Source organism: Pseudoalteromonas sp. Z1A8 (assembly GCF_011378855.1).
Lineage (GTDB): Bacteria > Pseudomonadota > Gammaproteobacteria > Enterobacterales > Alteromonadaceae > Pseudoalteromonas.
Genome location: NZ_WTLB01000002.1, coordinates 76533 through 88911, shown reverse-complemented (window position 1 = coordinate 88911; position 12379 = coordinate 76533). Strand labels below are relative to the sequence as shown.

Below are 12379 nucleotides of genomic sequence, written 5' to 3'. Positions count from 1 at the left end.
ATTTATTTAGGACACCGCATACTTTTGAAGGATTAAATTATGAAAAAGCTACAATCAATATTTGTGCTCATAGCTATTGTTTCCTCGTCAGTTGTATTTGCAAACACAGACTTTGAAACACTTGATACAGGCGGCAATGCTTTAATTAATCGCTCTGAAAAATCGGCGCAAGTGATAGAGCAATTTGACGAGCTGAATGTTCAAAGTAGTGGTGGCCTTACAGAAAATGATTTTTTTGAATATTAATTTATTCAAACTTTACTCCTAAAGGATCTTTGAAAAGGACTTCTTACCTCTCTCTTATCAGGCACAAAGCCTAAGGAAACGCTTATGAAAACATTACACAAAACTTTAGGGCGTATTGATCTTTGTGGATTGAAATTTGTTCAATCTAGGAACGATTAAATCGCGGCGCGAGGTTTGTAACCTAGTGGGCTAAGTAAAAACCGAGCAACAAAGAGTTAATAGTCCCTAGAAAGAACCCAAAGGGCAGCGTATGTTTGGTATTTATGCTGCGTTATCGCCTATTTATGGGGAATAACCACACTACATAGGCTCTGCCTTGCCTAAAAACCAAACATACTGCTGCAAATTCACCCACCAAAGATCAACACGCCCTACCACTTGTAGCCCTAGCTTCTTCTTCAGCGGCGTTTGCTGCGGTAGATTTTGATTCTTTTGATACTGATGGCGACGGCGTAATTAGCAAATCAGAAGCACAAGTAAACTCGCAACTAGTACAGTTATTTGATCAATTAGATGCAGATGGAAATGGCGAGTTATCTAAAGAAGAGTTTTCAACGGTTCAGTAACAGGCTTTATATTTGAGTTAGTTGTAAAACCTTACCAGTCATACTCACAAAGCAACTAAGTATTTAATACTTAGTTGCTTTTTTCGTAAAAATTTTTATAGTTTGTCACTATAGACAGATTTACTGTGCTAACTATTTTATTAATAGGGTGCAGGTAATCATGTTTAAAGTGGTACTTGGGCAATAAAAGCATTTATATATGGCTTAATGAAAAAACCCTCCAACTAGGAGGGTTTTATATTACTCAGTAATAGCTATTACTACTTATCTTGTGCGCGCTTAGCTTTAAAGTCAGACTCGCTAGTCCACTTTGGCCAATCGCCATTGTTTGCAAGTTGAGCGGCTATATCAACAATAAGATCTATATCTTGCTTAACTCCCCCTAGCGACCAATCAGCAGAGTAGTCGTCAGCTTCTTTATGGTATTTATGCGCTATGTACTCAGGGTCGGTATCGCCCAGGCTCATAAATAATAAGCTTGGTACACCTTGCTTAGAAAGTGAGAAATGATCTGATCTAAAAAACAAACCATTTTGCGGGCGAGGATCCATTTTAACAACACGGCCTTGTGATTTTGCAGCCTTTGCTAAATAGTTTTCCATTGTCGATAAATCTTTACCGTATTGTAAAATGTAGTCAGTGCCATCAAGCACGTTCATGCCATCAATATTTAATAAACCGACCATTTTTTTTGTTGGTACAACCGCGCCCGATGCAAACTCTTCAGAACCAATTAATCCCGTTTCTTCTGCTGTAAAGTTAGCAAAAATAATTGAGCGTTTAAATGGTTTTTGCTTGTTCATTTCGCTCATGATGCGTGCAATTTCAAGGGTTGCTGCCGTGCCAGAAGCATTATCTACTGCGCCATTGTAAATTTTAGGGCCTGCATCGGTTTGCTTCGTACCAAAATGATCCCAATGTGCGCTTATAACCACGTACTCGTCAGGTGATTCGCTACCTGTAATTTGTGCAACGACGTTATGCGATTTGGCATGGGATATTTCGTTTTTAAAAACAAGGTTTGCTTTTAAGTTAAGTGGCGTCGCTTTAAAGTCATCACTTAATGCTGCTTGCTTTAAATCTTGATAGTTTAGCTTTGCAGCGTTAAACATTTGCTCGGTCGCATCAAGTGTTAGCCAGCCCATAACCGGTAATTTTGATGCGTTTAAGTTGTTATCCATTAACGTGTATTTAGTACCCGTGTTTGAGCTTTCAACTACGCCCCAAGGGTACGCTGCGGGTGCTGTTTCGTGGACAATAAATACAGCCTTTGCACCTTGGCGAGCCGCTTCTTCATATTTATAAGTCCAGCGACCGTAGTAGGTCATTGCATTGCCAGTAAATAGGGCATCATTTTGAGTCGCAAAGCCTGGATCGTTAACTAGCACAACCACTGTTTTACCCGTTACATCAATATTTTTATAATCATTCCAGTTATATTCTGGCGCATTAATACCATAGCCAACGAACACAACGTCAGAATTGCGTACATCAATTAATGGCTGAAGTTGCTCGGTACGTGCAGTGAAGTCTTTACCTGACTTAAAGCTTAAATCACCTACCTTTAACTGCATATCCTGATTAGCCGTCACCATTGCCATTTTTACAGGCTGTAAGTATTTACCCTTATAAGCTCCGGTTAAACCCAGCGCTTTATATTGCTCGCTTAAGTAGCCTACTGTTTTTACTTCGCCATGAGTAAGCGGGCCGCGGCCTTCAAAGTCATCCGAGGCTAGCGTTTTAATATGTTGTTTAATATTGCTAAGGCTTACACCGGCTGTATTTTCTAATGGAGTTTGTTCGCTTGCAGGCTCTGAGCAGCCAAATAGTGCAACTAGCAGGCTTAGGCTAGCGCTTTTTATAAGAGTAGATGCCATATTTTTCATATTGTTATTTAATTAGGCTTTCAATATAAAGGAAGCACCGCAGCGATGTCGAATTTTTATAGAGAACTTTTCATGCATTTGTAGATTAGTTTTATAAGGTGTATAAATAACGAACAACCTAAAGGGGCATATAATGAGCCAATGTAAAAAAAGTGGGTATTTATTTATAGCTAGTGGCATTGCATTTTTTGCTGCTGCAATATTAGCTGAGCAGGAGACATTTTTTGTGCTGTCAGCTTCTTTTATAATATTGGGCACTATAAGTATAAAAAAAGCGGCTTAATAGCCGCTTAGTTTTATTTAAATGATTGCAACCACCACTTATCGTGTATGGGGGCATCGTTTATTGTAAATATTTGACCAAACTGCGGTGTACTTAATGCAACGTTATTAGCTGTACTTGCTGCTGTCACTCGCTCAAGTGGGTCTATCCAGGTATGAAACGCTAAATCAAATGTACCATTATGAATAGGCACCATGGTTTTACCTTGTAAGTCCAAGTGTGCCTTAACAGACTCTTCCGGCGTCATATGAATATCGGCCCAGTCTTTATCATAAGCACCGGTTTCAATAAGCGTTAAATCAAATGGCCCGTACTTGTTACCTATTTCTTTAAAGCCAGCAAAGTAGCCTGAGTCACCACTGAAAAAGAGGCTTTGTTCCTTTGATTTAATAACCCACGACCCCCACAAGGTATTATTTGTATCACTAATACCTCGGCCAGAAAAATGCTGAGTAGGTGTAAAGGCAACTAATGCATGCTCAGTTTTTTGTTCTTGCCACCAATTAAATGAAGATATTTTACTTGGTTCAATCCCCCATTTTTGTAAATCAGTTTCAACACCTAAAGGAACATAAAACTGTTTTGTTTTTGTTGCTAGTTGTTTTACAGCTGCTTTATCAAGGTGATCGTAATGATTATGCGATATAAGCACTCTATCTATCTCAGGTAGATCAGTAATACTAATTGGAGTGGGCGAAAAGCGTTTTGGTCCTAAAAACGAAAATGGCGAAGCGCGCTCACTAAATACGGGATCAAGTAGCCAGTATTCACCATGCACTTTTAATAGCACCGTAGAGTGCCCTAATTTAACTACGTGAATTGTATTATTGCTTAATTTATCTAGCATATCTTTTGTTAATGAGTGCATAGGCACCGGACTAGAAGGGCTAATATTGGTACGTTTTTCTTTAATATAGCGCGCTATTAGTCCCAGTGTTTTTTTCAATGTAGTCGGCTCAACTTTGGCATCGTTGTGAAACTTACCATTATCAAAATGCTTAATATTAGCTGTATTTTCTAACCCATGAGCAACTAAACTTTTATTCACGCTATACACTCCACAAATAATGACGGCGATGATCACAACTAACCATTTAAAAAATGTCATCGTTAAACCTTAAAGTAAACTAGTGAGTGTAGTTTTTCATTATTTATATAAAAAGTAAACTACTTAGTGCATTTATTTATTGTTTGGTTAAAATACATGTATAAGTAATTGAAGATCCCATTATGAAATTATCAGAAAAAAAACGCATAGATATATTAGAAGCTGCAGAGCAATTATTTTATGAAAATGGTGTAGAGCATACCAGTATGGATCAAATTGCTGCTAAAGCGGGTGCATCAAAGCGTACTGTGTATAACCATTTTATGACTAAAGACGAACTGTTTCAGGCTATATTATCAACGATGCTGGCTAAAATTAATCATGGTGATGTTATTTCCTTTGATAAAAATAAGCCTATTGAGCAACAGCTTAGCGCTATTGCAGAGCAAGAAGTAGGGATGCTCACTTCCCCCGATTTTTTACGCATTGCTAAAATAGCTTTTATGCAAATGCTACAAGAGCCACAGTTAGCTAAATCTTTGAGCAATAATACAATGGGATGTATGAGCTACTTTGAAGGTTTTTTAAAAGAGGCTACTAAGGCTAATACTTTAAAAGTTGATGACTTAAACATTGCAGCAAAACAGTTTGTGTATCAGTTAAAGTCTTTTGTATTTTATCCGTTGCTTTATGGGTTTGAAAAAGCAGAAGAGCAGCAAAATAATAAAGTAATAGAGCAAACTGTTAGTTTGTTTTTAGCTAAATATAAAGCCTAAATGCAATACTGTGCACTAAAAGCAAAAAACCAGCATTAGCTGGTTTTTTAGCATAAGTTGCAGTTAGCTTTAAGCGTCTGCAAGTTTTACGCGGATCTTACTTTTATCAACAGTAGATTGGTTAAGTGCTTTAATAGCGCTTTTACTTTCTATGTCGTTTGGCATTTCTAAAAAGGCAAAACCTTTAGATTGGCCAGTTTCTTTATCAAGTACTAAGTTACAGGTAGTCACTTTACCGTGCTCTGCAAATAAAGTACGAAGCTCATGCTCAGTGGTAGCACGAGACAAGTTACGAACTAATAGTTTCATAATGAACCTAAATAATTATGTCAGTACTAATTATCTCAACTTAGATGGGTTTAACCTAATTTTATTTGATAAATGGTAAAAAAAATTTATCACATACAAAAATGCCGTTAGTTTAATTTATTAACTAACGGCATTTTTTACTATAAAAGTAGTTTAATACTTAAGTTTATTTATTTCACTTCTTTACCAGCGGCTTGTTGATCTGCGTGGTAGCTTGAGCGTACAAACGGACCAGAAGCCGCGTGAGTAAAGCCAATTTCGTCTGCATACGCTTTTAAGCCGTCAAACTCTACTGGTGGCACGTAGCGCTTAACCGGTAAGTGATGCTTAGAAGGTTGTAGGTATTGGCCTACAGTAAGCATATCTACGTTGTGAGCACGTAAATCGCGAAGTACTTCTTCAATTTCGCTAATTTCTTCACCTAAACCAACCATTAGGCCTGATTTAGTTTTTACTTCTGGGTGAGCTTCTTTAAAGCGACGAAGTAATTCTAATGACCATTTGTAGTCAGCACCTGGACGAGCTAGTTTGTATAAACGTGGCGCAGTTTCAAGATTGTGGTTAAACACATCTGGTGGCGTCTCGATTAGTATCTCTAGTGCGCGGTCCATACGGCCACGAAAATCTGGTACTAAAATTTCGATAGTGATTGTTGGATTGTGCTTACGAATTTCGCGAATACAATCAGCAAAGTGTTGTGCACCACCATCACGTAAATCATCACGGTCAACCGAAGTGATTACAACGTAGCTTAGCTTCATATCTTTAATAGTAAGTGCTAGCTTTTCAGGTTCAGTGGCATCAGGTTTTAATGGGCGACCATGGGCAACATCACAAAATGGGCAACGGCGAGTACATATTGCACCTAAAATCATAAAGGTAGCGGTACCGTGGTTAAAACATTCTGATAGGTTAGGGCACGAAGCCTCTTCACATACCGAGTGTAAGCCATGTTTACGTAGCGCTTTTTTAATGCCGTCAATGCGATCTGTTGATTTAGGTAAGCGAATTTTTAACCATTCTGGCTTACGTAACATTTCAGTTTTTTCTGTAGGTAAAACTTTTACTGGGATCAACGCCATTTTTTCTGCGTCGCGTAGTTTTACACCTGGTTCCATTTTGACTGGTTTATTCATTCGTTTTCAAACCCTTCAGTATGCTTAACCTGTGTTGCATTAAGCTTATTGATCATGTGTTTTACCAGTCCTTCACCCGCACTTTCTAGGTTTTGAGGACCATCTAATTCTTTAGTTTGCACCATATTCATGCCCGCATAACCACATGGGTTAATGCGTAAAAATGGACTTAGGTCCATATTAACATTTAATGCTAAGCCATGAAACGAGCAACCACGACGAACTCTTAACCCAAGAGATGCAATTTTGCTGTCGTTAACGTAAACACCTGGTGCATCAGCTTTAGCATACGCCTTGATACCGTATTCGGCGAGTGATTCAATAATGCACTCTTCAAGCCACGTAACTAGTTCACGTACACCAATTTTTAAACGACGTAGATTAAATAATACATACATCATTTGCTGGCCTGGACCGTGGTAAGTTACTTGCCCGCCACGGTCAACTTTAATCACCTCAATGTCGCCAGGAGCAAGTAAGTGTTCGTCCTTACCAGCTTGACCTTGGGTGAATACACTCTCGTGTTCTACAAGCCAAATTTCATCTGGCGTATTTTCATCACGGGTGTCGGTAAAGTCCTGCATTTTTTGCCAAATTGGCATATAACGCTGGCGACCCAGTTGGCGTACGATCAAAGTATTTTCGTTCACAACAAATCTCAACTATGGATTAAAGCATGTGGCGTACGTCATCAATATTGCTGATCACGTTGTAAATTTCTTCAATGTGTTTGCCACTAGTAACTGTTGCTACAAGGCTTACTGACTCGTAATTACCTTTGCTGCTTGGTTTTACTTTAGGGGCGTAATCGCCAGGTGCTATTGGTTGTAACTTAGCTAAAATTTGATCAGTTAAGTTTACATTAGCTAAACCCATTATTCTGAATGTAAATGGGCAAGGGTACTCTAGGTACTCATCAAATTTAGTATCTTTAACAGGTTGAACCACGACGGTGACTCCTCATACAAAAGTGTGGACTCTATGCAAGCTCGAAGCTTAATACAGATAGGCAATTAGCAGTCTTGCTTATATGGGGCGCATTCTAACATTTTTCAAGCAAAAAAAAACGCCTCACAGTGGAGACGTTTAAATTAGTTACCCACGTTAGTAGGGCAACTGTAAATTACTGCATTATCTGTAAACGTAAGTAATCATAAATTTTGCTAAAGAAGCTGCCTTCTTCCACTTCTTCAAGTGTTACTAGCGGGTATTGAGCAATATCTTCGCCCTCTAGTTGTAAGAATAACGTACCTACTTTAGTACCTTTAGCAAGTGGTGCTTCAAGCGTGTTATCTAGCTCAAAGTTAGCTTTAAGGTTTTTATGCTGACCACGTGGGATAGTAATCGGTGTATCTTCTAAAATACCTAACGATACGTTCTCTTTGTTACCCATCCAAATACGTTGTTCTGCAAAGCTGTCGCCTGCTTTGTACGGAGTAATTGTTTCATAAAAACGAAAACCATAGTTAAGTAGCTTTTTACTTTCTACTTTACGAGCACGTTCGCTGGTAGTACCCATAACAACAGCAATTAAACGCATATCGTTTTTAGTTGCTGAGGTAACTAGGCTGTAGCCTGCTTCTGATGTATGGCCAGTTTTAATACCGTCAACATCTAAGCTTTCGTCCCACAATAATGAGTTACGGTTATATTGCTTAATGCCGTTATACGTAAATGACTTTTGCTTATAAAGTGCGTATTCGTCTGGCACATCACGAATAAGTGCAGCACCAAGTGTCGCCATATCGCGCGGAGTTGTGAAGTGCTCGTCAGTATCAAGGCCGTGGCTGTTGATAAAGTGGCTGTTGCTCATACCTAATTTAGCAGCATGTGCATTCATTAAATCAGCAAATGCGCTTTCGCTTCCAGCAATATGCTCAGCCATTGCTACACATGCATCATTACCTGATTGAATAATAATACCGTGGTTAAGCTGATCAACACTAATTTGCTTACCTACTTCAATAAACATTTTAGAAGATTCAGGGAAGTTTTTAGCCCATGCTTTTTCGCTTACCGTTACCATATCGGTATTGGCAATGTTACCGGCTTTAATTTCAGTACCAATTACATAACTGGTCATCATTTTAGTTAAACTTGCTGGTGCTAGCTGTGTGTCAGCTTCACCTTCAGCAATTACTTTACCAGTTGTAAAGTCGACTAAAAAATAACCTTTCGCATTAACTTGAGGTGGTGCCGGAATAATTTGGGCGCTGGCTGAGAATACGGCGGCTGTACAAACGAGGCCGCATACACCTTTGAGGATTTTATGTTTAATAGATTTCATCATACTCATTAATGGTTAAAGTTAAAGATTCGCGTTACGCTATTTTATACCCAAACTACCCCGAGATGCGAGCATCTTGGGCTGGTTTGGGTATTAGTCTTACTGAGTGTAAAGCAAGAACGCGTTTTGAAATTGATCTTGTTTTAATTTTTGTAATACTTCTTTTGCATGCTGGGCATCTTTAATAGGGCCGAGGTGCAATCTATAAATAGCGTCCTTTTGAACGATATTTGTTGGTAATTTATACTGACTTCTTAACGTGCTTGCTAGCGCTTCAATGTTTGTTAGTGTACTACCTGCAGCTACTTGAATATAGGTTTGATTTACAGCAGAGCCAGCAATCGTAACGGCCTCTAGCTTAACCTTTGCTGTACCATGAGTGTAATAGCCAAGCTTATAAGCGGCAGCATACGAAAGGTCTATCACTCTATCGTCATGAAACGGGCCACGGTCGTTTACGCGCACTATTACCGATTTACCATTTGCGGTATTGGTTACTTTAACAAAGCTAGGTAGCGGCAGCGTTTTATGCGCTGCGGTCATGGCAAACATATCGTAAGTTTCACCATTTGAGGTGTGATAACCATGAAACTTACGGCCATACCACGAGGCAATACCTTCCTCAGCATAACCTGTTTCATCAAGCATCGGGGAATAGCTTTTACCAAGCACTGTGTATGGGCGGCTTGCGCTGGCACTTTTAGTGGTTTCAGTTACTATAGCGTCTTGCATCTCAAGTGTAGTCGGGGCTCTTAATGGCGCTGCATCATGACGCATACTATAACGGCTACTTGACCCGCTACTACAAGCACTTAAAAGTAAAATTAATAATGTAGTAAATATAAGCTGATTAGTGTGTCGCATTATTTTAAAAGCATCCTTTTATCTGTCGCAATTGACATAATAATGCCAAATCCTGCCATGAGCGTCACCATCGATGTACCACCATAACTTATAAGTGGTAAAGGTACGCCAACAACTGGTAATAAACCCGATACCATGCCTATGTTAACAAATACATATACAAAGAAGGTCAGGGTGAGTGCGCCTGCGAGCAACTTACCAAATGCATCTTGTGCATTAACAGCAATGTATAAACCACGGCCAATAATAAACAAATACAGGCTTAGTAAAACACATACACCAAATAAACCAAATTCTTCGCTTAAAACCGAAAATATAAAGTCGGTGTGGCGCTCGGGTAAAAATTCTAATTGCGATTGCGTGCCAAGCAGCCAGCCTTTACCTTCTATACCACCTGAGCCAATAGCAATTTTAGATTGAATAATATGATAACCCGAACCAAGCGGATCGCTCTCAGGGTCTAAAAAGGTAAGTACACGTTGTTTTTGGTAATCGTGCATACCGTAGTGCCAAAATGGCCATGCGGCAAGCGCTACAATTGAGCTTAAAAAGCCGATTAAACGCCAACTTAAGCCCGACAAAAACAATACAAATATACCTGAACTAGCAATAAGTATGGCGGTACCTAAATCGGGCTGTTCTTTAATTAATAATGTAGGGAGCATTACAATCATAAAACCAATAATTAAGTGCAATGGACGAGGAGGTAGGTGATTACGCCCTATATACCAAGCAACCATCATCGGTACTGCTAATTTCATTAGTTCAGCAGGTTGAAACCGTGTAACGCCTAAATCAAGCCAGCGCTGAGCGCCTTTTGAGCTTACACCAAACAAAAGTACACCCACTAGCATTAATAAACCAACGCAATAAAGTGGTATTACTAAACGCTTTAGTGTGGCAGGCGAAAACTGGGCTAAAATAACCATAGCAACAACCGCACCGCCCATACGGGTCATATGCCTAATCATCATTGCTGATTCTTGGCCACTGGCGCTGTATACAACCATTATGCTACCAGCCATCATTATAAGTAATGCGATAAGCAGTGGTAAATCTAGGTGCATGCGCATCCAAATAGAGCGTTTATCGTGCAAAGCGGTCATGGTGTATCGTTCCTTGCAAGATTAACAGGATTGGCTGCAAAGTAATAATCCATAAGTTGGCGAGCAATTTGAATACCGCCGTGGTTATTTTCTAATACAACAGAAACCACAATTTTTGGATCGTTATAAGGTGCAAAACCTACATAAATAGTGTTGTCACGTTGGCGCTCTTTAAGCGATTTAGCATCGTAACGTTCACCTTGTGCAATACTTACTACTTGCGCGGTACCGGTTTTACCCGCCGAATCGTAGTTAGTGCCTTTAAATGCTTTGTGCGCGGTACCAGATATTTTTTGAACCGTGTTATGCATAGCATCTAAAGATACCTGCCAATGACGTGGATCTTTTAAAATAACAGGGGGTTTTTCTTCGTTATTTATTTGCGTTACATCGCTATCTTTTTTAACCACTTGCACTAAATGAGGCGGGTGATTAATACCGCGATTAACTAATATATTAGTCGCATTTGCAATTTGAATCGGTGTAGCAGTCCAATAACCCTGTCCAATACCTACCGAAATAGTATCGCCGCGCCACCAAGACTCTTTAAAGCGACCTTCTTTCCATTCTTTTGAAGGTAGAATAGCAGTGGTTTCTTCGTGAATATCAATACCTGATAAATCGCCATAACCAAAACGCGCCATAAAGTCGCTTATTTTAGTTATGCCTAATCGATAAGCCGCATCGTAAAAATAAGTATCGCACGACTCTTCAATCGCTTTGTATACATCAACATGACCATGACCCCACCGTTTCCAGTCTCGCCATTTGTGTTCAACGTTTGGAATTTGAAAAAAGCCAGGATCCCATATCGATGTTGATTCATTAACTATGTTTTCTTCAAGCGCTAATACAGCCATTAACGGTTTTACAGTAGAGGCTGGTGCGTAACGCCCTTGCGTAGTACGGTTTATTAACGGACGATCTTGATTAAGCAATGCTTTATAATTTTTGCTGCTAATGCCGTGAACAAATAAGTTTGGGTCGTAACTTGGGTTTGAATAAAGCGCAAGCACGCCACCATCTTTAGCATCCATAACGACCACAGCGCCACGCATATTTTTAAGTCCATGCTGTGCAATTTGTTGTAAGCCAACGTCTAAGGTAAGCACTAAATCGCTACCGGGTTGTGGCTGGGTCATGCTTAGGGTACGAATTACGCGGCCACGGTTATTAACTTCTACTCGTTGTGAGCCCACTTTACCGTGCAATGTTTCTTCGTAGTATTTTTCTAATCCGAGCTTACCAATATCATACGTAGCGCGGTAATTGGTTGCTCGGTCTTCTTGTTCTAATTGGTTTAGCTCTTTTCTATTAAGCTTTGCAACATATCCAAGCGCATGCGTTAGTGTATCGCCAAATGGGTAGTAGCGAGCAAGGCGCGCCTCAATGCTAAAACCAGGGAATTTATGTTGATTAACCGAAAATTTCGCCACTTCTGTTTCGTCTAAGCGGGCTTTTAATACTTGTGATTTAAAACGACGCGTGTGTTTTATATCTTTTAAAAAATCTTGTTTATCTTGCTCTGTAATCGCAATTATTTTACTTATTTGATTAAGCGATTCGTCAAGGTCGTCTACTTCTTCGGGGATGACCTCAAGGTTGTAAACAGGTTTGTTTTCAGCAAGCAGTACGCCGTTACGGTCGTAAATTAAACCACGATTGGGTGCAATAGGAATAACTTTAATGCGGTTGTCGTTAGAGCGGGTTTGGTAGTCTTGGTGATCTTCTACTTGAATAGTATAAAGATTAGAAAGCAATACAGCGACTAATCCTAATACAAAAACAAAACCCACGAATGCTCGCCTAGCAAATAAGTTTGCTTCTGCGGAGTGGTCACGAATAGTGGGTCTATGTTTTAGCATGGCAAGG

The 12379-nt window shown here is 39.6% G+C and carries 13 protein-coding genes and 1 pseudogene; 4 read left to right on the top strand and 10 right to left on the bottom strand.

Annotated features, from left to right (window positions below; translation table 11 throughout):
* Positions 1-39 precede the first annotated feature (39 nt).
* Positions 40-246 carry a calmodulin gene (locus tag GQR55_RS01320; protein WP_166419156.1) on the top strand — a complete coding sequence of 69 codons (207 nt, stop codon included), beginning with the start codon at positions 40-42 and terminating at the stop codon, positions 244-246.
* 377 nt (positions 247-623) lie between these two features.
* Positions 624-812: pseudogene (locus tag GQR55_RS01315) on the top strand (calmodulin); the annotation flags it as partial.
* A gap of 260 nt (positions 813-1072) precedes the next feature.
* Here the strand turns inward: GQR55_RS01315 and GQR55_RS01310 are convergent.
* A complete protein-coding gene (locus GQR55_RS01310) occupies positions 1073-2689 on the bottom strand; it encodes a M28 family metallopeptidase (RefSeq protein WP_166419155.1) in 1617 nt (538 codons plus the stop codon).
* Between the two features lie 142 nt (positions 2690-2831).
* Between GQR55_RS01310 and GQR55_RS01305 the strand changes: the two genes are divergently transcribed.
* Positions 2832-2981, top strand: a complete 150-nt coding sequence (locus tag GQR55_RS01305; protein ID WP_007585545.1) for a hypothetical protein — start codon at positions 2832-2834, stop codon at positions 2979-2981.
* 13 nt (positions 2982-2994) lie between these two features.
* Here GQR55_RS01305 and GQR55_RS01300 read toward each other — a convergent pair whose 3' ends face one another.
* Complete coding sequence (locus GQR55_RS01300) at positions 2995-4089, bottom strand: MBL fold metallo-hydrolase (RefSeq protein ID WP_166419154.1); 1095 nt, start codon at positions 4087-4089, stop codon at positions 2995-2997.
* A 122-nt stretch (positions 4090-4211) separates the two neighbouring features.
* On the opposite strand from GQR55_RS01300, the gene GQR55_RS01295 reads away from it, so the two are divergent.
* The gene (locus tag GQR55_RS01295) at positions 4212-4805 is read left to right on the top strand and encodes a TetR/AcrR family transcriptional regulator (RefSeq protein ID WP_166419153.1); all 594 of its coding nucleotides are present in this window, start codon (positions 4212-4214) and stop codon (positions 4803-4805) included.
* Positions 4806-4874: 69 nt separating this feature from the next.
* Here the strand turns inward: GQR55_RS01295 and GQR55_RS01290 are convergent, their stop codons facing one another.
* The 8 genes from GQR55_RS01290 to mrdA all read right to left on the bottom strand — a co-directional run bounded on the left by GQR55_RS01290 (position 4875) and on the right by mrdA (position 12372).
* A complete protein-coding gene (locus GQR55_RS01290; RefSeq protein ID WP_007585551.1) occupies positions 4875-5114 on the bottom strand; it encodes an RNA-binding protein in 240 nt (79 codons plus the stop codon).
* 170 nt (positions 5115-5284) lie between these two features.
* Positions 5285-6250 (bottom strand): lipoyl synthase, encoded by a 966-nt coding sequence (gene lipA, locus GQR55_RS01285; RefSeq protein WP_002958515.1) that lies wholly within the window; start codon positions 6248-6250, stop codon positions 5285-5287.
* Positions 6247-6900 carry a lipoyl(octanoyl) transferase LipB gene (gene lipB / locus GQR55_RS01280; RefSeq protein WP_166419152.1) on the bottom strand — a complete coding sequence of 218 codons (654 nt, stop codon included), beginning with the start codon at positions 6898-6900 and terminating at the stop codon, positions 6247-6249. The genes lipA and lipB overlap by 4 nt, the downstream gene beginning before the upstream one ends.
* A gap of 19 nt (positions 6901-6919) precedes the next feature.
* The gene (gene ybeD, locus GQR55_RS01275; RefSeq protein WP_002958517.1) at positions 6920-7198 is read right to left on the bottom strand and encodes a DUF493 family protein YbeD; all 279 of its coding nucleotides are present in this window, start codon (positions 7196-7198) and stop codon (positions 6920-6922) included.
* Positions 7199-7373: 175 nt separating this feature from the next.
* A complete protein-coding gene (locus tag GQR55_RS01270) occupies positions 7374-8537 on the bottom strand; it encodes a serine hydrolase (protein ID WP_165728924.1) in 1164 nt (387 codons plus the stop codon).
* Positions 8538-8636: 99 nt separating this feature from the next.
* The gene (locus GQR55_RS01265) at positions 8637-9401 is read right to left on the bottom strand and encodes a septal ring lytic transglycosylase RlpA family protein (protein ID WP_166419151.1); all 765 of its coding nucleotides are present in this window, start codon (positions 9399-9401) and stop codon (positions 8637-8639) included.
* Positions 9401-10507, bottom strand: a complete 1107-nt coding sequence (rodA, locus tag GQR55_RS01260; RefSeq protein ID WP_166419150.1) for a rod shape-determining protein RodA — start codon at positions 10505-10507, stop codon at positions 9401-9403. Before rodA ends, GQR55_RS01265 begins: the two co-directional genes overlap by 1 nt.
* A complete protein-coding gene (mrdA, locus tag GQR55_RS01255) occupies positions 10504-12372 on the bottom strand; it encodes a penicillin-binding protein 2 (protein WP_166419149.1) in 1869 nt (622 codons plus the stop codon). The genes rodA and mrdA overlap by 4 nt, the downstream gene beginning before the upstream one ends.
* Positions 12373-12379: the final 7 nt, after the last annotated feature.

What these genes read in the sequence shown, in the direction of transcription:
- GQR55_RS01320 (WP_166419156.1), top strand. Translation starts at nt 40, where the DNA reads ATGAAAAAGCTACAATCAATATTTGTGCTCATAGCTATTGTTTCCTCG.
- GQR55_RS01310 (WP_166419155.1), bottom strand. Translation starts at nt 2,689, where the DNA reads ATGGCATCTACTCTTATAAAAAGCGCTAGCCTAAGCCTGCTAGTTGCA.
- GQR55_RS01305 (WP_007585545.1), top strand. Translation starts at nt 2,832, where the DNA reads ATGAGCCAATGTAAAAAAAGTGGGTATTTATTTATAGCTAGTGGCATT.
- GQR55_RS01300 (WP_166419154.1), bottom strand. Translation starts at nt 4,089, where the DNA reads ATGACATTTTTTAAATGGTTAGTTGTGATCATCGCCGTCATTATTTGT.
- GQR55_RS01295 (WP_166419153.1), top strand. Translation starts at nt 4,212, where the DNA reads ATGAAATTATCAGAAAAAAAACGCATAGATATATTAGAAGCTGCAGAG.
- GQR55_RS01290 (WP_007585551.1), bottom strand. Translation starts at nt 5,114, where the DNA reads ATGAAACTATTAGTTCGTAACTTGTCTCGTGCTACCACTGAGCATGAG.
- lipA (WP_002958515.1), bottom strand. Translation starts at nt 6,250, where the DNA reads ATGAATAAACCAGTCAAAATGGAACCAGGTGTAAAACTACGCGACGCA.
- GQR55_RS01270 (WP_165728924.1), bottom strand. Translation starts at nt 8,537, where the DNA reads ATGAAATCTATTAAACATAAAATCCTCAAAGGTGTATGCGGCCTCGTT.
- GQR55_RS01265 (WP_166419151.1), bottom strand. Translation starts at nt 9,401, where the DNA reads ATGCGACACACTAATCAGCTTATATTTACTACATTATTAATTTTACTT.
- rodA (WP_166419150.1), bottom strand. Translation starts at nt 10,507, where the DNA reads ATGACCGCTTTGCACGATAAACGCTCTATTTGGATGCGCATGCACCTA.
- mrdA (WP_166419149.1), bottom strand. Translation starts at nt 12,372, where the DNA reads ATGCTAAAACATAGACCCACTATTCGTGACCACTCCGCAGAAGCAAAC.